Here is a 19671-nt window from a genome sequence, read left to right on the forward strand (position 1 = left end):
AATGTAGTTCTTTGTCGAAATGTCGATATAATTTCATATATCAAAAAAGAAACGTAAAAAGCAAAGCGATCATCGCTTTGCTTTTTATTGTTTCTTTTTTGGTCTACGTACTAACTCGCCACCACAGTTCGGGCAAACATTTTGTCTTTCTTCTGTACATGGTGCACAAAATGTACATTCATACACGCATATGTATGCTTCAGAATCGGGCTGAAGGGAATCGTCGCAAATTTGACAGTTTGTTTTCATTTCTAGTGCCATAGTATCTCTCCTTGTTATTTGAAAGTTCTTAATTTAATTATAATTAATATTGTAGAGGAAGTCCTTTTTAAATGAAAGGAAATAAACGGATTAAGTTGTTGTTTGAGATGAAATATGCCGGTTTATTTTAAAATTGATTATTTAGTGCAGTTGGAATATTATGAAATAGTCAAAAGACAACAGGGGGTATATATTTTGACTAATAATAACGATTATTTTTATGTAGAAGAGACTATAAATTACAATAGTTTAAAAGCAGACTGTGAAAAATGTTTTGGTCTATGCTGTGTAGCATTACCGTTTGCGGCATCAGTAGATTTTGCGGTGAATAAAGATGGTGGTAAACCTTGTTCAAATTTACAATCAGATTATAAATGTAGTATACATAAAAGTCTTAGAGGAAAAGGGTATAAAGGTTGTACTGTATTTGAATGTTTCGGCGCTGGGCAAAAGATTTCTCAAGTTACGTTTAATGGAATTGATTGGCGGAAAGATGCTCAGCATGCTAGAAAAATGTATGATGCTTTTCCGGTTATGCATCAGCTTCATGAAATGCTTTGGTATTTGAAGGAAGCCGTTCTTTTAAAGGCGACGCAAACGATTCATCATGAGCTTAGTAAAGAGATTGAAGAGACGGAACGACTTTCAAATTTAAGTGCAGATGAGTTAATGAAAGTAAATGTTCCATTACATCGTACAGAAGTGAATGTTCTCCTTCTGGAAACGAGTGAACTCGTTTGGAAGGAAATAAATACTGCAAATAAGAAAAGAATTAGTCACCGAGGTGCGGACCTAATGGGAGCAAATCTTAAAAAGAAAGATTTACAAGGAGCGAATTTAAGGGGAGCTTATCTTATTGCGGCAAATTTACGCGATGCTAATTTAAGAGGTGCAGACCTTATAGGCGCTGATTTGCGTGATGCAGACATTAGAGGAGCAGATTTTACAAATAGTATTTTTCTTACGCAAGTCCAGATTAATGCAGCAAGAGGGGACAAATATACGAAATTGCCGAAAATGTTGTCCCGTCCAGGCCATTGGACTGCGTAAATTGCATGTAGTGGTTTGCAAAGTAATATACCAATTTGTACTGGATTTCACAAACAAGATCCAATTATACGAACAGGCAGAGATTAAATCTCTGCCTGTTTTTTCTTTTCAAGAGTAGTAATTATAACGCTGCATATAATAAGAATACCACCAATGAAAAAGTTACTGCTTAACGTCTCATTTAAAAGAAGCCAGCCGAGTAATGATCCAACGATAGGTTGGAAGAAGAAAAATAATGAACCGATGCTAGCATCCATTAACTCTAACCCTTTATTCCAAAGGAAAAATGCACCTGCGGTTGAGACGATTCCTAAATAGAGTACGCCTAATAATACGTACATGTTCACATGTTCAATAGGAGTTGATTGAAATTCCCACACCATACAAGGTGTTATAAAAAAGAGTGAAAAGAATATAGCGTACGTTGTAATAACTAAAGATGAAAATCGAGCTGAAGCGATTTTTACATAAATGGATAGTAAAGCCCACGTAATAGCGGCTCCAACTAAAATGATTGTACCGATAAAATAGGAGCCAATTTCAATATCCCATCCGATAACGATAATGACACCGATTGTTGCGATGGTAGTTGATAACAGTCTACGAGCAGTTAGTTTTTCTTTTAAAATGAGCGCTGCAAATATGACCATAAATGCAGGTGTAGCTGACGTTACTAAAGAGCCTGTATGAGCGTCGGATAATTTTGTTCCGATAAATTGACATGTGATCGAAATGAAGTACCCGATGAATCCAATCCAAGCGAATAGTAACCAATCTTTTTTCTGGATGGTTATTTTTTTCTTTTGCTTTCTTTCTGTTGTTTTCAAAAGCACGTATAAAACAACAAAAGCGATAATAAAGCGTAGCCAAACGAGTGTTAGTGGCGGGATAAAGTCGAGTACATATTTGCTAACAACATACATACCGCCCCAAATACTTGCTGCTAGTGATAAACATATAGCTCCTAAAATTGTTTGTTTCATTTGAATTACCTCCGTCTATTTTTAGGGTGATGATAGATTCCCTAAGACGAGGCATAGTGTATGTGTTATATGAATGCCCGTCTTAGTTTATAGACGGCCTACAGGTTGATCGTTTTCGAATGAAGTGTTGTAGTACATATGCATATTCCTCCTCCTGTATTTATAATGATATTATAACTTAATTTTCAGATTATTGGAGGGTGTTATGAAATATATTGTTATGAAATCACATGTTAGTAACTATCCTGACCCAATTTGTTTAGATGAGGGGGATTTCGTTTCTATTGGTGAAAAGTATAAGGGACCAGAAAACTGGGATGGCTGGGTGTATTGTTCAGAAGAGAAATATAAAAGAAAAGGTTGGGTACCAGAACAAATTATAAGTAAACGTACTGATGGAAGTGGAGCTATTATAAAGAGATATACTGCAAAAAAATTAAATGTGAGTAGTGGAGAAATACTTATTGGGTTAGAAGAATTAAATGGATGGCTCTGGTGTGAAAAGATAGATGGTGAAGTTGGATGGGTGCCGAAAGAAAAATTGAGGCGAAATTAGGACACATATCTTTTGTTCATGAGGATATTAGTTGTAGATTAAAAAAAATAGATTGCTAGAGAAAACGATAGTTTATATAATTTTTGAATAGTAATAAGATGAGAAATGAAATTTTGTATCTCGTGAATAATAAACCGTCACGTTTGACTGTACAGTTTATGTATTGTATGATGTTAGTAATATAAACAAGGGGGGAAGATCGTTGGGAAGGTGTATCGAATCGGACAGTTGGCTCTCATGGCTCACGTGTCGAAACGAACGATTGATTATTATACGAATCTAGGTATCTTAAAAGCGGAGCGATCTCAATCTAATTATCGCTATTACGACGAAACAGCATTTGAAACATTACAATTTATTGAGAAGTGCAAAGAAATGCATATGCCGCTTTGTGAGATTAAAGAGAAAATCGAGGAGAAGAAGAAGCTGCTCGGTATCAATGAACACGTTTCGAAACAAGTGAATGAAGTGACAGACCATATTCATAGATTAGAAGCAGAGCTAACGGAGTTAAAGCCTCTTTTAGATGAATTGACTGATTCACAACGTGAAAAAATATCGAAATCTTTATCAGGTCAAACGACAGCTTTAATACAGACACTTGCTCTATTATTATAGAAAAAGTGAAATCCGACCTCTTTAATTTTTGTATCGGGCTATGTTTTCTAACGAATAAATAAGAAAACATTATAGTATACAGGAGGTGGACACCTTAGTTTTTTAACTAAGGGTATTCATTGGAAATATTTAATTTAGTCATGGTTGCGATTTTAATCGCATTTACTGGATTTTTCGTAGCAGCAGAGTTTGCGATTGTAAAAGTACGTTCAAGTCGCATTGATCAGCTTGTTGCGGAAGGAAAACGCGGTGCATTAGCAGCGAAAAAGGTAACAACAAATTTAGACGAATATTTATCTGCTTGTCAATTAGGTATTACAGTTACAGCGATGGGACTTGGTTGGTTAGGTGAACCGACGATAGAAAAATTATTACACCCGTTATTTGAGAAATTGAATTTAAATCCTTCTATTTCACAAGTATTAACGTTTGGTCTTGCATTTATGACGATGACGTACTTGCACGTTGTAGTCGGGGAATTAGCTCCGAAAACGATGGCAATTCAAAAAGCTGAAAAAGTGACATTGTTATTTGCGGGTCCGTTAATGATGTTCTATAAAGTTATGTATCCATTTATTTGGGTATTGAATAGTTCTGCTCGCGTTGTAACTGGCTTATTCGGTTTGAAACCAGCTTCTGAACATGAAGTAGCTCATACAGAAGAAGAGTTACGTCTTATTCTTTCAGAGAGTTACGAAAGTGGAGAAATTAATCAAGCTGAATACAAGTATGTAAATAATATCTTTGAATTTGATAATCGCATTGCGAAAGAGATAATGGTACCACGTACAGAAATCGTTGGTTTCTATCTTGAAGATTCAGTAGAAGAACACATGAAAGTAATCCAAAGTGAACGATACACACGTTATCCGATTTTTGGAGAAGATAAAGATGATATTATCGGTATGGTCAATGTAAAAGATTTCTTTATTCGATATATGAACAACGATAAAGAAGATTTATCATCGATTCGCACGTATATGCGTCCGATTATTGAAGTTATGGAAACAACTCCAATTCATGATTTATTACTGCAAATGCAGAAGAAGCGAATTCCAATGGCTGTTTTATATGATGAGTACGGAGGGACAGCTGGAATTGTAACGCTTGAAGATATATTGGAGGAAATCGTCGGCGAAATTCGTGATGAATATGATGAAGATGAAGCACCACCAATTCAGCATGTGAACGAGTACCATAAAATTGTTGATGGAAAAGTGCTCATCACAGAAGTGAAAGATTTGTTTGGATTACACATTGAAGAAGACGATGTGGATACAATCGGTGGATGGATTATGATGCAAAATCATGAAATTGAAGAAGGACAATACGTTGAAGCAGAAGGCTATGAATTTAAAGTGTTAGAAAAAGATGCTTATCAAATTAAACGTGTTGAAATTCGGAAAATGGACCATCAACAAGAGAAAGCAGTAACTGTGTAAGTTGCTGCTTTTCTTCTGACACATAATAAAATGTGAAATTAGGAGCGGATATTTTGATTCAAGTAGCCTTACGTGTATATCGATTACAATTGTATACGATCTTTAGTGGTTTACTACTAATGTGGGCGGTTACTCCGTTTGGAAAACAAGTGACAGGGTTTGGTATTGGTTTAGCGGTAAGTGCATATTGTCTTTGGTTATTAGCTCGCAGAGTGGAGAAAATAGGAAGAAGTATTGTGCTGAAAGAAAAGGCTCCTGGATTAGGAGTTTTAAACCGATTTGCAGCCGCGATATTAGGGGCTATCATTATGTATGAAATTGAGCATGAAATGGAAATGTGGGCATTTGGTACAGGGATTTTAGGTGGGCACTTTTTAATGATTGCGAATTTAGCCTATGCGAATATGCAGCTAGTGAAAGAAGAAGAGAAGCAAAAGAAGAATGCTTCACAAAAAATAGAGTTATAATGAAAGGAACCTTATCGGGTTCCTTTTTTGAGTTTGATAATAAATTGCACAATAGTTAATATAATGTGTACGATTCAATGGTGCAATCGAATTAAAGATAAATATAATACGCTCCTTTTTTAGGTTTTTCAATAGTATGGAAAATAATAAAAAAAAATTTAAAAACCCATCGATTTCTAAAGCTTATGTATGTTATCATGACAAAAGAATTTGTGAAAGAGGTGGATACCAATGTTACAAGCGTTACTTATTTTTGTGCTTCAAATTATTTACGTTCCAATTTTAACAATCCGTACGATTTTGCTTGTAAAGAATCAAACAAGATCCGCTGCTGGTGTAGGATTGTTAGAAGGAGCCATTTACATTGTCAGTTTAGGTATTGTGTTTCAAGATTTATCAAATTGGATGAATATTGTTGCCTATGTCATCGGCTTTAGTACGGGACTTTTATTAGGCGGTTATATAGAGAATAAATTAGCAATTGGATATATTACGTATCAAGTTAGTTTACTAGACCGTTGTAATGAATTAGTAGATGAATTACGCCACTCTGGATTTGGCGTTACAGTATTTGAAGGCGAAGGAATTAATTCAATACGTTATCGCTTAGATATCGTTGCAAAGCGTTCTAGAGAGAAAGAACTGTTAAAAATTATTAATGAAATTGCGCCGAAAGCGTTTATGTCATCTTATGAAATCCGCTCATTTAAAGGTGGATATTTAACGAAAGCGATGAAGAAGAGAGCGTTAATGAAGAAGAAAGATCATCATGCATCGTAAATAAAAGGGAGCAGCTGAAAAGCTGCTCCTTTTTATTTTATATAAACTAGCGGTCATCCAATAATTTAATTGGGGGTAGCGTCAGGGCTTTGCGCTTTTACAACTGTATATCTAACCTGTTTAAAGTTTATCATTAACATAAAAGTAAAACTTTCCGTTTTGTTGTTTCCAGCCATTTAAGTGGTACAAAACTTTGTTCAATAAGGAATCAGACTTTTTCCCGCACGAAGGATTTGCAGAATGGGAACGTATTCAAGGCTGCTGGATACAGATTACAGAAGGCATACCTTCTGCAGGTAGTGGACCTCTTCGTTTAGCGATAATGGATATTGAGGCTGAACGGACAAGGATAGTCAGGGAATTAAATGTAGCAAAATTCGAGATTCATTCTCGTAAAGAAGTACCTGTAAAATGGGGAACATTTAGTGAACTGTGGGGAAATCGACTAGGATTTTTTGAATACTTAGATAAAAAAGAACAAAATGAACGGATTAAGGCGATTTTCAAATTAACCTAATTAGGCTGCTGAATAAAACAATAAATTCGATTATAGTCTAGAGTTTAGGAAGATAGTTAAAGTTATAATAAAAATTTCATTTTAGCAGAAAGTGAGAAGGTGATAAGCGTTCTTTTTTCTAATTACTTTTTAATGGCTTTTCAAGTTAATATATTAAAATTTCATGTTCTGGTTCTAAATGTATTAGTATGTGAGCACGATTAAATTGTTTCTTAATATTTTGCTCTATCCGATCACATAACTCATGTGCTGTTTCAATGTTATAGTGAGATGAAACGACAAGATGAAAATCTATGTATTCAGTTGGACCTGAACGCCTTGAACGAAAATCATGAAACTCAATATATTCATCTTTATAATATTCTATAATTTTTATGATTTTTTGTTCTTCTTCTGGTAATAAACGTGCATCAATTAATGGGGGAAAGGACTCTTTCATTAATTTGAAGGCCTCAGTCATAATATAAACAGCTAAAATAATTCCAATGATTGGGTCTAGAAAACTCCATTCAGTTAGACTAACTAGAAATAAGCTAATTGCAACACCTAAGGAAGTGTAAACATCAGTGAGTAAATGTAGTGCATTAGATTTCATTGCAATAGAATTTGTTTTTTCAGCAGTTTTGTTAACAATTCGTGATACTACAAAATTGATGAGTGCTCCAATCAACATAACAACTATTCCTAAAAATGGGAGCCGAATTGGTTCGGGGTGTATCAATTTAAGGACACATTCATAAATAATCCAAAAACCAGCTATAAAAATTAGTAATGTTTCGATTGTTCCAGAAATATTTTCTACTTTTCCATGTCCATAGGGATGTAATTTATCCGCCGGTTTATTTGAAATTCGGACAGAAAAGAAAGCGATGATTGAAGCTAATAAATCTAAAGAGGAATGAATGGCTTCGGAAAGAATAGCTACTGAACCAGTAAATATACCAATAACAACTTTTAAAATAACAACAAAAGAGTTACTTAATACTGACAAAAAAGCTACTTTTGATGAATTCATTGTTACATATTCCTCCCATCTTTTATTAATTAATTTTTATGTTATCAGTTCAAAATACAGTGGGTCTATAGCAATCTTTTTGCAAAAGACAATAAAAATTGAAGCGGTTTCAATATGTTTCCCTTGGGCATATTTAATTATTAATGAAAAAATTGAAATATAAGTTAGTAGAATGAATTAAAGAAAGGCAATAAGAGGAGCCTAGTGCTTTTGATAAGTCATCTTCGGTGCAAAATTAAAAGCTAACTGCTCCAATCACGGCAAAAGGCGTTTCTAAAGAACGAGCTGTAAGGGAAATCTGCACTCAAAATAACATTTCTATGAGTAACATAATGGTCTTTGGAGACGATTGGAATGATTTTAGCTGCTGTGGGACCTGCGTGAGGGACTGCACTTAATCAAATAGCTGAAGAAAAGGCGAAAGTAAAATAAAAAAGGAAGTAAGGGGTGTATTATACTATCTCTTACTTTCTTTTATTTTAAATTTCGATGTAACGAATTGTTTCACTGTAGTGGAATTTCTAATAGTTTAAATATATCTTTATACTGTTGGGAAAGTTTGATTGCTCATGCCTCTAAGCGCTAACCATTGCGAATAAAGATGTCATGTATCAGTTATACTATGTAATATTTCTTCATTACAAAATATGGTGGTAAGTATGACTAAGCAAACAATTACTTTATTTCAAGTTTCTATGATACTCATTGGTAGTATCGGGATAATCAATCATGTCATTATGATTCCTATGTTATTAGATAGCTCGGGTAGAGATTCGTGGATTTCAATCCTATTAGTAAGCGTTATATACTTGATTTGGATTTCATTAATATTCATCATTTATAAAAACATAAAAAATGAACATTTGTTTTTGTGGTTAAAAATTAATTTTGGGAAATTCATTTTATATCCAATAATATTCATGGTTGTACTTTATTTGATAACAATTGGTGTCGTTGCACTAAAAGAAACATTAACCTTTTTCTCTTTTTATTTACCAGAAACACCTCGGTTTGTATTAGGAATACTTTTTTCAATGATTTGTTTCTACAATGCTGAAAGAGGAATTCAATCTATTGCACTTACAACAGGTGTTTTGTTACCTATTGTATTTCTACTTGGTTTTTTTGTAATGTTTGCAAATATTCCACATAAAGATTATTCTTTACTTCAGCCAATGATGGAAAATGGAATGAACCCAGTATTTAAGGGGATGGTTTATCCTGCAGCAGGATTTCTAGAGTTAATTTTTATTCTTTTTTTACAACATCATATTTGCTCGAAAATCAAATTATATCAATTGATTGCTTTGGGTATTGTTATTATTGGTATCACAATAGGCCCAGTTATGGCAGCTATTATAGAATTTGGTCCTTTCGTAGCAGCAAACCAACGATATCCAGCATTTGAAGAATGGAGACTTGTGTCAATAGGAAGGTATATTGAAAATTTAGACTTTCTCTCCGTGTATCAGTGGCTTGTAGGGATCTTTATTCGTCTGTCACTTGTTGTTTTTCTTATTCCAGATTTGTTATCAATTACAAATCGGAAAACGAGAAATGGGGTTATGTTTGCAATACTTTCATGTATTTTATTAATAAGTATACTACCCATCAGTGACTCTAGTTTCTATTGGTTTGTATCTCAAATTGTTTTACCAGTTTCAGCATTAGGGCTATTTTTGTTTTCTATCTTACTAATAGTGTTTGTATGGGTTGTTACATATAAGAAAAGCTCTTGAAAGAGTATGAGAATGTATTTTATATAAGGTTGCTGAGTTTGAAGGAGACAACGTAGATGAACAAACGAGTAGAATTAAACGAGAAGATAATACTAGAGTGGTTTGAAGGATGCAACGATGTAAAAGTAATAAAGCGTGAATTGGATGAGAAAGAAGAAACGAGGTCAGTATTGTTTATGTATTGTCAAAACTTAATTGACAATACAAAATTAAAACAAGCCACATCATCTCAAGTTTGCAAAGAGCTTTTAAGTAATTCGATAGAAGAATTTAACCTTTCAACATTAATTCCCCAGTTATCAGTAAAGAAATTAGATATAGTAAATTCGAATGAAACTATCTCTCAGATTATATTTGAAGGTAACCTCCTCATTATTTTTGAAGAATCTAAACAAGGATATATAGTTGATATTGCCCAAATACCTACAAGATCCGTTGAACAAACAAATACAGAGATGACCATTCGTGGTGGACGTGATGGATTTGTTGAAGAGTTAAAAACAAATATAGGATTAATTAGAAAAAGACTAAAAACGAGTTCTCTTAGTTATGAAGAATTTATTATTGGAGAAAGAACACAAACTAAAGTAGCACTCTTGTATTTAAAAGATATCGCATCCCAAGATATAATCAATCAAGTTCGATTAAAATTAAGACAAATTAAAATAGACGGGGTTGTTTCAAGTGCACAAATTGAAGAATTAATCACAAATAATCAATTTAGTGTCTTTCCTTTAGTTGAATATACAGGGCGACCCGATTATGCTGTGAATTGTTTGTTGTATGGGCGTTTTATTTTACTAGTTGAAGGGTCACCAACAGCCACTATTGCACCAGTTACATTTCCTTTTTTTGTGAATACATCTGAAGATCAAGATTCTTTCTATATAATCGGTAGCTTTGTACGACTTGTAAGTCTTTTGGGGATAGGAATATCTATATTTCTTCCAGGGATTTGGATAGCGCTAATTACATATCATCCGGATCAGATTCCCTATACATTATTAGCTACATTAAGTTTATCAAGAGAAGGGATTCCTTTTCCTGCTCCTTTAGAAGGGCTAATTATGATGACCTTATTTGAAATTTTGAGGCAAGCGGGATTGCGCGTTCCTGCCGTATTTGGTCAAACACTATCTGTTGTAGGGGGATTAATTATTGGACAAGCTGCTATTAGTGCTGGAATTGTTTCAGCATCTATGGTCATTATAATAGCAATCTCGGTTGTTTCGACATTTGCTTTAACTAATCAGTCAGTAACAGGGATAATAAGTATATTGCGATATGTAGTATTCTTGATATCTTCTTTATTAGGAATAGTAGGATTTATATTCTGTATCTTTGTGATTGTGATACATGTAGTAAATTTACGTTCTTTTGGAGTTCCTTTCTTTACACCATATTCTCCCCCTGTGTTTAAAAGTATGCTAGCAGCCACATTTAGAATTCCTTTCACGTATATGAAGAGAAGACCTAAAGAATTGCATACTCAAGATAATACAAGGAAAAGAGAGAGTACTGATGAAAAAAAATAAAAGAACTGTTTTATTTCTTTTTATGTTGTGTACGTTTCTAACAGGGTGTTGGGATCAAAGAGAGTTGCATCACGTCTTGTATATAAATAGTCTAGGCATCGATTTTAAAGATAATAATTATATCATCCGTCCACAATTTATTAATTTTTCTAACATAGCTAAACAAGAAGGGAGCACTACCCGTAATTATAGCCCGGCTTATATTGGAAAGGGAAAAGGACTCATTTTAGATGAGGCAACATTTGATTTTTATAAGAGTGCTCAACAAGAGATCTCATGGGAACATATCAAAACGATTGTTGTAACAGAGAGGTTTCTAAAACATGGTGATTTTAATCAATTTAATGATTTTTTCTCTCGTTTTTTTCAGTTTCGAGATACTATGTGGATATTTGGAACTAAGGAGCCTTTAGAAAATATATTAGCGAGCAATAATATTTTAAATATTTCTCAATTATATACAATTATTAATTTGCCACAAGAAATAACCAAGCAATATTCAATTATAGATCCTTTACCTTTATATAAATTCCAAAGAAATTATTATGAACCTGGGATGACAACTCGAATTCCTTTCTTAGCTACGACTAAAACAAATTGGAAAAAAGGGCATACATCATTTCCGATGTTAAAATTTAATGGTTATGGTTTTATAAGTGATAAATCCTATATAAATCATTTAAATAGCCACGATATTGCTGGAGTTCGATGGACGGATGAAAATACCAAACGAGCTCCATTGCTATTAAAATTTAATAAAAAAATAATTGGACAAATAATATTAAAAAACCCAAAGATAGATACGGATTTTTTTACAAAAAAAGGGAAGTTGCGCATACTTATGAACATCCATTTCGATGCTGATATTTATCAATTAATAAATTCTATGCCTGTAAATAATTTAAAAAAAATTGCAGAGGACCAAGTTGAAAAAGAAATTAAAAAAACGTACCGAAAAGGAATCGAAAAAGGGATTGACACGTATCAGTTATCACAAACATTATATCGTCAGAATTTTAATTTGTGGAAAAAATATAAAGAAGAGGGGAGAATATCCCTTCAAAATAAAGAAATAGATTTTAATGTCTCGATTAATATAGCTACAAATGGAAAATCTAAAAATATGCGTAATATCATCGAGCATTAGAGTGATTGAAAATGAAAGAAAACGTAAAATTGCGACTCTAAATAGGAGATTCGAAAGGACACACGTATTAGAACTCCTATGTAAATGTAGGCTAACGCAGTAGAAACCGGCTCTGTAATCGGAGTCGGTTTTATTTATTACGTATTTAAATTGGACTAAGTGGGGAATAGGGCAGGAGTTTCTCTCCTTTTCTACCCGTTTCCCAATCAAATTACCGAAATATTCTTTCTTCATTGTATAGGATAATAATAAAAGATGGAATGATTTCCAAATTCACATTATCTTTTTTAAACAACTATTATATTTTTTAATCTATCTTTGGAGTATATATAAGGTGAAATTTTTGTTATGGGGGTACTTTACAATCTTTGCTTGATGGGCATGGAATCCCGCCACATTGCCTATCAATTTAAGAAAAATAAACATTCCTAAAACAAAAAAATGAGCTGATTTCTCAAAATAACTAACTGTGAAGAAAGAAAATTTTCATTTAGGGGCTACTTTAAAATCTTTGCTGGATAGCGCGATGTGATTCTGCCCCAATTGTAATTTATTAAAGATGTTCCGTACCTTTACATAGGGACATGTTTTCTTTAGAGAAAAGGTTTTTCTTATTTAAAATATGTAGTGAAAGAAAGCCAATCAATCCACATGCACCGAAAATAAGCCATGGTACGAACGTTTTCTGTAAGTTCGATGTAAACCATGTCCCTGTGTAATTACCAATAATAAAACCAAATGCGAGTGAAAGTTGATAAAAGCCGAAATATGTAGCTGTGTATGATTCGTTACTGTAATTCGCAATAGCGATGTCAGCGTTAGGTAATACGAGTGTCTCTCCAATTGTAAATAAAATTACACAAATAAAAAGCCAATATGGGTGCTGGAATAAAGGAATGAGTGAAAAGGAAATTCCCATTAATAAAACACCGTATTTAATGATAGAGAGTGTATTGTATTTATGAAAAATCTTTCGGAATAATATCATAAATATGACGCCTGTTATTGCATTTATTGTAATAACTAAAGTAGCGAGTTGGTTACTATGACTAATGTTTTTCATATGAAGTGGAAGTGCGACAGTAAGCTGAGTAAACATAATGTAGAAGAAAATCATAATAAATGAAAATGAAAGAAAAATTTTATTTTGTAAGATGGCTTGTATTCCTAATGTAATAGACGTGTTTTCAGTAGAAACTTGGAAGTGGTTTTTAAGAAAATAAAAAATAAGAGCAAATAATAGCATGAGAAATCCGGCTAGTGCGAAAGCATATATCGGATCTAATAGGAGTAAGAAACCTCCTGCAATTGGTCCGATTATCGCACCGCAATTAAAACTAAGGTTTAAGTATGTAAATAAACTTTTTCTCATATGAGCTGGTTGTGAACCGAATATGGCGCGAGCTGCAGGTTCGTAAAATGCAGTCCCAAATCCAATGAGAGCGGAAGAAATAGAAATTGTATAGAAATCTGAGCATATTCCTAAGAAAATAAATCCAATTCCTCTTAAAAATAATCCGGCTATCATCATAAAGATATAGCCTATTTTGTCAGCGATTAATCCTGAGAATAAAGGGATAACTCTAGATGTAATTGTCATAATCGTTAAAACTGTTCCGACTTGTACAGCTGAAAAGTGTAGAAAATTTAATAGATAAATAGTTAAAAATGCATATACCGCAAAATACCCAAAAGCCATAAAAAATGAAGAAATGAGCATAAAACGAATCGGAATTGAGAAATTTTTCATAGAACTCCTCCTAATTATGTAACCATTAAAATTAATTACTGGTTAACGATTTTATATTATAATTATACATAAAGTCAGAAAAAAGTAAATTTTAGAAAGATGGTGAATATATTTGAGCCAAAATCAAGAGGCACCTGATCAACTTGAGATAATGAGAGAATTTTTAAATACATGGAGAATACCAAATGATACAAGAAATCCTATAGATCAGTTTCAGACGATAGATGATGTTATAACATTTAGGGAGAAATATTGGAAAGAGGAGCTATTGTTTCATACCTTGGACGAGTTAAAGCAATTTAGAGAGGATATTCGTCGTACTGTTGAAGAGCAGGGAATGTTGCAAAAGTGGTTTGAGAAATATCCATTCCGAGTATGTGTGGCAGAAAATATGGAGGATATCGCATATGAACCGATAGGAGAAAATAATTTGTATACGAAGATGTTACAAATTATTTTGAAGGCTATTAATCAAAAACAATGGGGGCGATTAAAAGCGTGTCCAGATTGCCGCTGGGTCTTTTACGACCATTCCCGTAATGGAAGTAAAAGATGGTGTGGCATGTATGCTGGAGGGGAAGAAGGCAGAGCTTGTGGTACAATCGCAAAAGTGAAAAATTATCGAGCTAAAAGAAAAGGAAGATCAGGTTATAACGGTTAATTCGTATAGGAGAAGAAAAAAGAGAGGGGAATGTAAAAGTGGTGGAACAAACAAAAATGTTAGAGCTAAATAAAAAGTGCTGGGACGTAGTAGCACCTCATTTTTTTCAAGTAGATTGTTTACCTAAATACGGACCGTATACGGCATCAGAGGACGAAATCCATTTATTTGATTCAATTGAGAATAAAACTGTTCTCGATATTGGATGTGGTAGTGGGCATTCTTTGCGATACATGGCGGAACATGGTGCAAAGGAATTATGGGGACTTGACCTTTCGAGTACGCAAATTAAAACAGCGAATGAAACGTTAAAGTCTTGGAATCCGAAGTTAATATGCGGAGCAATGGAAGAGGAAGTAAATATTCCGAAAGGGTATTTTGATATTGTATACTCCATCTATGCATTAGGATGGACTTCAGATTTAGGGAGAACATTAGAAATTATTTATTCATATTTAAAGCCAGGAGGGAGTTTTATTTTTAGCTGGGAGCATCCGGTATATTCAAACTTACAGTATGGTACAGAAGAAATTGTTTTAAAGTCTTCCTATCATGAAGAAACTCCTATTACGTTTGAAACATTTAAAGGAGAAGCAGTACAAGCGACATTATATAAAAGAAAAATGAGTACATACATAAATGAGTTAAATAGAGCCGGATTTACAATTGAGAGAATAGAAGAACCTGAACCAGCCAGTAGGTTTGATGAAGAAATGGCAGAGCCTTCTACAAAATACTATTCTTTATATAAAGCTAGAATGGTGCCGACTACTTTTATTGTGAAGGCGAGGAAGTAACTAGTGCTACATAAAGAAGGGGAAGAAATGGATCATATTCATATGGTGAAGATTGGTGAAGTGCGATCTTCTATAGATGAAAAAGTGTACAGTAATTGGGGAAGTGTTATTTCTAACATTAAAATATATCCAGAGTATATTGGAGGATTAGCTGGGCTTGAGGATTATTCTCATGCAATTGTTATTTTTTATATGAATGATTTCCAGGAAGAAAATAACGAGTCGTGGGTTAGAAAGCCAAGGGGATTAAGTGATTTTGATGAAAAGGGATGTTTTGCGCAACGGACAAAGTATCGTCCAAACCCTATTGGAATAACTACTGTTGAAATATTGTCGATTAAAAATAATGTTATTACTGTGCAAGGATTAGACGCTAATGATCGAACGGCTATTTTAGATATAAAACCATACATTACTGCTTTTGATGCAAGGGAAAATGTATGTGTTCCAGATTGGATGAATAAATTAATGCAAGATTATTTTTAGTGGTAATACAAAAGGCTTTGCAATTATAAATTGCAAAGCCTTTTGTATTACATTATATCGTACGTATAATCTATTTATCTTTTCGGCTGAAAAATATGTTGGAAAAAGTATTTGTGATGTAAATTATCGACCATTTTGTTTGCTTGATACGTACGTTGTTGTTCTAATCGAATGCGTTGCTCCATCATTTTTACTTCGTGATCTGATAAACGTAACATTATACATGTCTCCTTTTCTATAAATATAGGTTTCTGTTTGATATCGATTCCATAATTTATAGTTAAGGAGGTATACTGTGTAACATAGGCAAAAAGCACCTTCCTCTCCCATTACGCTTACGAGGTTAGCTGTCGGACTCGGGAAGTGAGAGTTTCCCTACTTAAAAAGATTCGCCCCAAGTAGCAAAAAGCTACATAAATGGTTCCCCCGCTCCAAAAAAATGGACTCAGCAAAAGGTTGTATAAAGTAAAAAATAACATAAAGAAACAACTAAGTCAAATTATTTCGTATTTTCTGTCTTTTTGAGTTGTGTAAGAATCATACCATCAGGGAGTGTTGTATCTATTACTTCAATGAAGCCGTGTTTTTTATATAATGCGATAGCGGGAGTATTTGCCTTACCTGTTTGTACAATATACGTTTCAGAAGAGGAGAACATGTCAAATATATGTAGGAGCAGCTTGGTTGCAATCCCTTTATGAAAATGATCGGGTGAGACTACTAAACGATGAATATCAACTACATCTTCATCAATTTTAAAAGAAATAAATCCGGTGAGTAAGTCTTCATAAAAATATCCGTAAAAAGTTTCATCACAATTTTGAATATCAGTTACAGTATCATATAAACGGGGGATGGCTGTACTATTTATATATTTTGCCTCAATTTCATAAGCGGGAATTTGAATTTTTAAAATAGACGTAGCTGTATCGTAAGAGTTTACTATTAATTTTTGAATCATAGTTTATAATCTCCTTTTAGGCTGTTTTTTCATGCGTTTGACAAGATTTTTCTTTTCTGGATATAATAAATATAAGGATTAAGTAATAAGTTGGTAGCTAAATAGAGTCATACTATTATAGGTACAATTGCAGTTTCTATAACAGGTAAAGATTTTCCTGCTCGTATGTTCGGAAATATAATCGCTTGTTTACTAGGGGTTTGGCTAGGTGATGAATTATTGTGCTTAGTGTCCTTTGTTAGATGGTGTGTATACATAGGGGCGATTGTTCTAATTCTCATTGTATCATTTATCGTAAAGGTCGCAAGAAGATAAATTTATAATATATACAATGATGAAAAGCCCTTTATAAGGGCTTTTCATCATTAACTGAGGTGGTATAGTTGGAGAAAGTAAATTTGAGAAAAAGAGATAAGCTGAAAAAGTTTTTTAAAGAACAAAATTATTTAGCGGTGTTACTTGGATTTGCATTATTGTTCATTAACATATTGTTGCTAACAAAAATTTCATTTGTCTTTACACCGTTTATTGTCTTTTTGAAAACAATCTTCTTCCCAGTGTTATTGGCGGGAGTCCTATTTTACATCTTGCATCCTTTCGTTTCATTTCTAGAGAAGAAGGGTGTTTCAAGAATTGTATCGATAGCTTCTATATATATACTTGTATTAGGGCTATTTGTGTTTTTAGTTGTAACGGTTATCCCGATTATTAGGGACCAAATTGATGCGTTAATAAGTAACTTACCGTATTTCGGTCATGAGATTGAAAGAGCAGCACGTAGACTTGGAGAAAGTAATTTACTTGGTAAAATTCAAGAGAATTTAAATGTTGATGTTGCGAATATAGTAAAAGATTACACAGTAGATTTTACAAAATCGTTATCATCAGTAACGGGAAATGTAACAGGATTTTTAAGCACAGTAACTGAGGTCGTCTTAACATTTGTGATGGTTCCCTTTATATTGTTCTATCTTTTAAAGGATGGCGAACAGTTACCGAATCACTTTTTAAAGTTTATATCTGAGCAAAGGCAACCAGCTGCGAAGAGAATACTAGATGATATGCATTATGCGATTAGTTCGTATATTAGGGGACAAATCATTGTTAGTCTATTTATCGGAATTATGTTATTTATCGGGTATTTAATCATTGGAATTAAATACGCCGTATTACTCGCTATTTTGGCGATGATTGTAAACGTTGTTCCGTATGTAGGCCCTGTTATTGCGATAACACCAGCATTAATTATCGCATTTATTGACTCACCAGCAATGATTTTAAAAGTAATTATTGTAATGATGGTTGTACAACTAGCAGAAGGGAAATTTATTTCACCACAAGTAATGGGGAAAAAGTTAGATATTCATCCCATTACAATCATATTTATCATTTTGACCGCAGGGAATTTATTTGGAATTATGGGGGTTATTTTAGCAATTCCGGGATATGCGATACTAAAAGTGTTAGTGACGCATGGTTATAGATTTGTTAAGTTGAATACGTGAAAAAAGAGCTGAAACAGATAAAACTGTTTTAGCTCTTTTTCATTAACAATTGATTTGCATATTGGCGCGCCCATTGATCAACTTCCAATATGGCATCTAAAGAAGGATCTTTTACGTTATGATGAGCCTCAACTGTTTTGTAAATTGTTTTTTCAATATCGAAAAATGCAATTTCATTTTTAAGAAATAGTGCATTTGCAATTTCATTCGCTGCATTTAATACGGCGGGAGTAGTACCACCGATTTTGCCACATTCATATGCGTATTGTAGACATGGGAACTTCTCTAAATCTGGTTTTTCAAAATGTAAACTACCGATTTCTAGTAAATTTAATTTTTCATAGGAAGAAGGTAGTCGAGTAGGGTAGTGAAACGCATATTGAATCGGCATTCTCATATCAGGAGCACCAAGTTGTGCCATGACTGATCCGTCAATAAATTCGACTAAAGAATGAATAATACTTTCTTTATGGATCATAACATCAATTTTTTCGTAAGGAATATCAAATAACCATCTCGCTTCCATCACTTCAAACCCTTTATTCATTAATGTGGCAGAATCGATTGTTAGTTTTGCCCCCATTAACCAGTTTGGGTGTTTTAAAGCATCCTTCGCTTGTAATAGTTTCATTTCTTCACGTGCTTTATCACGAAAAGCGCCACCAGAAGCTGTAACAATTAGTTTTTCGATTTCTTTATTATTTTCTCCGTTTAAACATTGGAAGATGGCTGAGTGTTCGCTATCAACTGGAATTAAGCGACATCCGTTTTGTTTCGCTAATTCGGTTACGATATGTCCAGCTGCAACTAAAGTTTCTTTGTTAGCGATGGCAATATCTTTCTTTGCTTTTAATGCTTCAATCGTTGGAAGTAATCCTGAAACACCGACAACGGAACTTAATACAAGATTTGTATCAGGATGAGTAGCTACTGCAATTAAACCATCAGTCCCATATGTAATTTTCGTATTTGTTGAAATACGAGAACGTAATGTATCTGCTAATTCTTTTGTCGCAACGTTTACAATATGAGGTTGAAACGTTTCAATTTGTTTTTCGAGAAGATCGACATTATAATTTGCGGTTAAACCGACGATTTTAAAATGTTCAGGATGAGCTGAAACGACATCTAATGCAGATGTGCCGATGGACCCTGTTGAACCTAAAATTGATATATATTTTACCATGAAAAAAACCTCCAAAGATGTTTCAATTATTTCTATAAACCTATATACTATTAAACAATTAAAGTGGAAATTCCTGCTATATAAAACAGAAAATTAGGGTTTATTTGGAAGCGAAGTGTGATAAACTGTGGAGAATAAGTGGAAAAGCAATGAAAGAGAAGAGTACATATTCGAAACTTTTCAGAGAGCTGATATGTGGTGAGAATCAGTAAGGG

The 19671-nt window shown here is 33.5% G+C and carries 23 protein-coding genes, 1 riboswitch and 1 other annotated feature (1 of these 25 only partly in view); of the genes, 16 read left to right on the top strand and 7 right to left on the bottom strand.

Annotated features, from left to right (window positions below; all coding sequences use genetic code 11):
• Positions 1–84: 84 nt before the first annotated feature.
• On the bottom strand, positions 85–261 hold the full coding sequence (locus tag MR109_RS21655; RefSeq protein WP_002172718.1) for a DUF1272 domain-containing protein: 177 nt from the start codon (positions 259–261) through the stop codon (positions 85–87).
• 195 nt (positions 262–456) lie between these two features.
• On the opposite strand from MR109_RS21655, the gene MR109_RS21660 reads away from it, so the two are divergent.
• On the top strand, positions 457–1311 hold the full coding sequence (locus MR109_RS21660) for a pentapeptide repeat-containing protein (RefSeq protein WP_242273825.1): 855 nt from the start codon (positions 457–459) through the stop codon (positions 1309–1311).
• A gap of 83 nt (positions 1312–1394) precedes the next feature.
• On the opposite strand, the gene MR109_RS21665 is transcribed toward MR109_RS21660, so the two are convergent.
• Positions 1395–2294: a DMT family transporter gene (locus MR109_RS21665; RefSeq protein WP_071719063.1), complete on the bottom strand. Its 900-nt coding sequence runs from the start codon at positions 2292–2294 to the stop codon at positions 1395–1397.
• A gap of 205 nt (positions 2295–2499) precedes the next feature.
• On the opposite strand from MR109_RS21665, the gene MR109_RS21670 reads away from it, so the two are divergent.
• From MR109_RS21670 to MR109_RS21695, 6 genes are all read left to right on the top strand, one after another.
• On the top strand, positions 2500–2850 hold the full coding sequence (locus MR109_RS21670; protein WP_242273826.1) for an SH3 domain-containing protein: 351 nt from the start codon (positions 2500–2502) through the stop codon (positions 2848–2850).
• 210 nt (positions 2851–3060) lie between these two features.
• Positions 3061–3468: a MerR family transcriptional regulator gene (locus tag MR109_RS21675; RefSeq protein ID WP_025149265.1), complete on the top strand. Its 408-nt coding sequence runs from the start codon at positions 3061–3063 to the stop codon at positions 3466–3468.
• 119 nt (positions 3469–3587) lie between these two features.
• Entirely contained in the window at positions 3588–4910 is a 1323-nt protein-coding gene (locus MR109_RS21680; RefSeq protein WP_242273827.1) for a hemolysin family protein, read from the top strand.
• Positions 4911–4963: 53 nt separating this feature from the next.
• Positions 4964–5377, top strand: coding sequence for an ATP synthase subunit I (locus MR109_RS21685; protein WP_002172713.1), 414 nt, complete (start codon positions 4964–4966; stop codon positions 5375–5377).
• A gap of 231 nt (positions 5378–5608) precedes the next feature.
• The gene (locus MR109_RS21690) at positions 5609–6157 is read left to right on the top strand and encodes a DUF2179 domain-containing protein (protein ID WP_242273829.1); all 549 of its coding nucleotides are present in this window, start codon (positions 5609–5611) and stop codon (positions 6155–6157) included.
• Between the two features lie 193 nt (positions 6158–6350).
• Positions 6351–6674 carry a VOC family protein gene (locus tag MR109_RS21695; protein ID WP_242273831.1) on the top strand — a complete coding sequence of 108 codons (324 nt, stop codon included), beginning with the start codon at positions 6351–6353 and terminating at the stop codon, positions 6672–6674.
• A gap of 145 nt (positions 6675–6819) precedes the next feature.
• Here MR109_RS21695 and MR109_RS21700 read toward each other — a convergent pair whose 3' ends face one another.
• Positions 6820–7689, bottom strand: a complete 870-nt coding sequence (locus MR109_RS21700) for a cation diffusion facilitator family transporter (RefSeq protein ID WP_025149268.1) — start codon at positions 7687–7689, stop codon at positions 6820–6822.
• Positions 7690–7943: 254 nt separating this feature from the next.
• On the opposite strand from MR109_RS21700, the gene MR109_RS21705 reads away from it, so the two are divergent.
• From MR109_RS21705 to gerXC, 4 genes are all read left to right on the top strand, one after another.
• Positions 7944–8087, top strand: a complete 144-nt coding sequence (locus MR109_RS21705; RefSeq protein ID WP_308197288.1) for an HAD family hydrolase — start codon at positions 7944–7946, stop codon at positions 8085–8087.
• A 261-nt stretch (positions 8088–8348) separates the two neighbouring features.
• Positions 8349–9428, top strand: a complete 1080-nt coding sequence (gerXB, locus tag MR109_RS21710) for a spore germination protein GerXB (protein ID WP_242273832.1) — start codon at positions 8349–8351, stop codon at positions 9426–9428.
• Positions 9429–9484: 56 nt separating this feature from the next.
• A complete protein-coding gene (gerXA, locus tag MR109_RS21715; RefSeq protein WP_242273834.1) occupies positions 9485–10963 on the top strand; it encodes a spore germination protein GerXA in 1479 nt (492 codons plus the stop codon).
• Complete coding sequence (gene gerXC / locus MR109_RS21720; protein ID WP_242273835.1) at positions 10950–12110, top strand: spore germination protein GerXC; 1161 nt, start codon at positions 10950–10952, stop codon at positions 12108–12110. Before gerXA ends, gerXC begins: the two co-directional genes overlap by 14 nt.
• 553 nt (positions 12111–12663) lie before the next feature.
• Here gerXC and MR109_RS21725 read toward each other — a convergent pair.
• Positions 12664–13860 carry an MDR family MFS transporter gene (locus MR109_RS21725; protein ID WP_242273837.1) on the bottom strand — a complete coding sequence of 399 codons (1197 nt, stop codon included), beginning with the start codon at positions 13858–13860 and terminating at the stop codon, positions 12664–12666.
• A gap of 151 nt (positions 13861–14011) precedes the next feature.
• Between MR109_RS21725 and MR109_RS21730 the strand changes: the two genes are divergently transcribed.
• The 3 genes from MR109_RS21730 to tsaA are packed head-to-tail and all read left to right on the top strand — an operon-like array spanning position 14012 to position 15804.
• Positions 14012–14521, top strand: a complete 510-nt coding sequence (locus tag MR109_RS21730; RefSeq protein WP_071719109.1) for a CGNR zinc finger domain-containing protein — start codon at positions 14012–14014, stop codon at positions 14519–14521.
• A gap of 41 nt (positions 14522–14562) precedes the next feature.
• A complete protein-coding gene (locus tag MR109_RS21735) occupies positions 14563–15318 on the top strand; it encodes a class I SAM-dependent methyltransferase (RefSeq protein WP_071719108.1) in 756 nt (251 codons plus the stop codon).
• A 27-nt stretch (positions 15319–15345) separates the two neighbouring features.
• Positions 15346–15804 carry a tRNA (N6-threonylcarbamoyladenosine(37)-N6)-methyltransferase TrmO gene (gene tsaA, locus MR109_RS21740; RefSeq protein ID WP_071719107.1) on the top strand — a complete coding sequence of 153 codons (459 nt, stop codon included), beginning with the start codon at positions 15346–15348 and terminating at the stop codon, positions 15802–15804.
• Positions 15805–15878: 74 nt separating this feature from the next.
• Here the strand turns inward: tsaA and MR109_RS21745 are convergent, their stop codons facing one another.
• Together MR109_RS21745 and MR109_RS21750 are read right to left on the bottom strand one after the other, a co-directional pair.
• Positions 15879–16022, bottom strand: coding sequence for a hypothetical protein (locus MR109_RS21745; protein ID WP_002172701.1), 144 nt, complete (start codon positions 16020–16022; stop codon positions 15879–15881).
• A gap of 98 nt (positions 16023–16120) precedes the next feature.
• Positions 16121–16265: riboswitch (cyclic di-AMP (ydaO/yuaA leader) on the bottom strand.
• A 38-nt stretch (positions 16266–16303) separates the two neighbouring features.
• Positions 16304–16765: a GNAT family N-acetyltransferase gene (locus MR109_RS21750; RefSeq protein ID WP_071719057.1), complete on the bottom strand. Its 462-nt coding sequence runs from the start codon at positions 16763–16765 to the stop codon at positions 16304–16306.
• Positions 16766–16879: 114 nt separating this feature from the next.
• Between MR109_RS21750 and MR109_RS21755 the strand changes: the two genes are divergently transcribed.
• Together MR109_RS21755 and MR109_RS21760 are read left to right on the top strand one after the other, a co-directional pair.
• Positions 16880–17080: a GlsB/YeaQ/YmgE family stress response membrane protein gene (locus MR109_RS21755; protein WP_242273894.1), complete on the top strand. Its 201-nt coding sequence runs from the start codon at positions 16880–16882 to the stop codon at positions 17078–17080.
• Positions 17081–17148: 68 nt separating this feature from the next.
• Positions 17149–18270, top strand: coding sequence for an AI-2E family transporter (locus tag MR109_RS21760; RefSeq protein WP_025148681.1), 1122 nt, complete (start codon positions 17149–17151; stop codon positions 18268–18270).
• 28 nt (positions 18271–18298) lie between these two features.
• Here MR109_RS21760 and MR109_RS21765 read toward each other — a convergent pair whose 3' ends face one another.
• A complete protein-coding gene (locus MR109_RS21765) occupies positions 18299–19456 on the bottom strand; it encodes a 1-deoxy-D-xylulose-5-phosphate reductoisomerase (RefSeq protein WP_242273839.1) in 1158 nt (385 codons plus the stop codon).
• Between the two features lie 140 nt (positions 19457–19596).
• Positions 19597–19671, top strand: a binding site (T-box leader); it runs 134 nt beyond the window's last position.

Source organism: Bacillus cereus group sp. BfR-BA-01310, assembly GCF_022664325.1.
GTDB lineage: Bacteria > Bacillota > Bacilli > Bacillales > Bacillaceae_G > Bacillus_A > Bacillus_A paramycoides.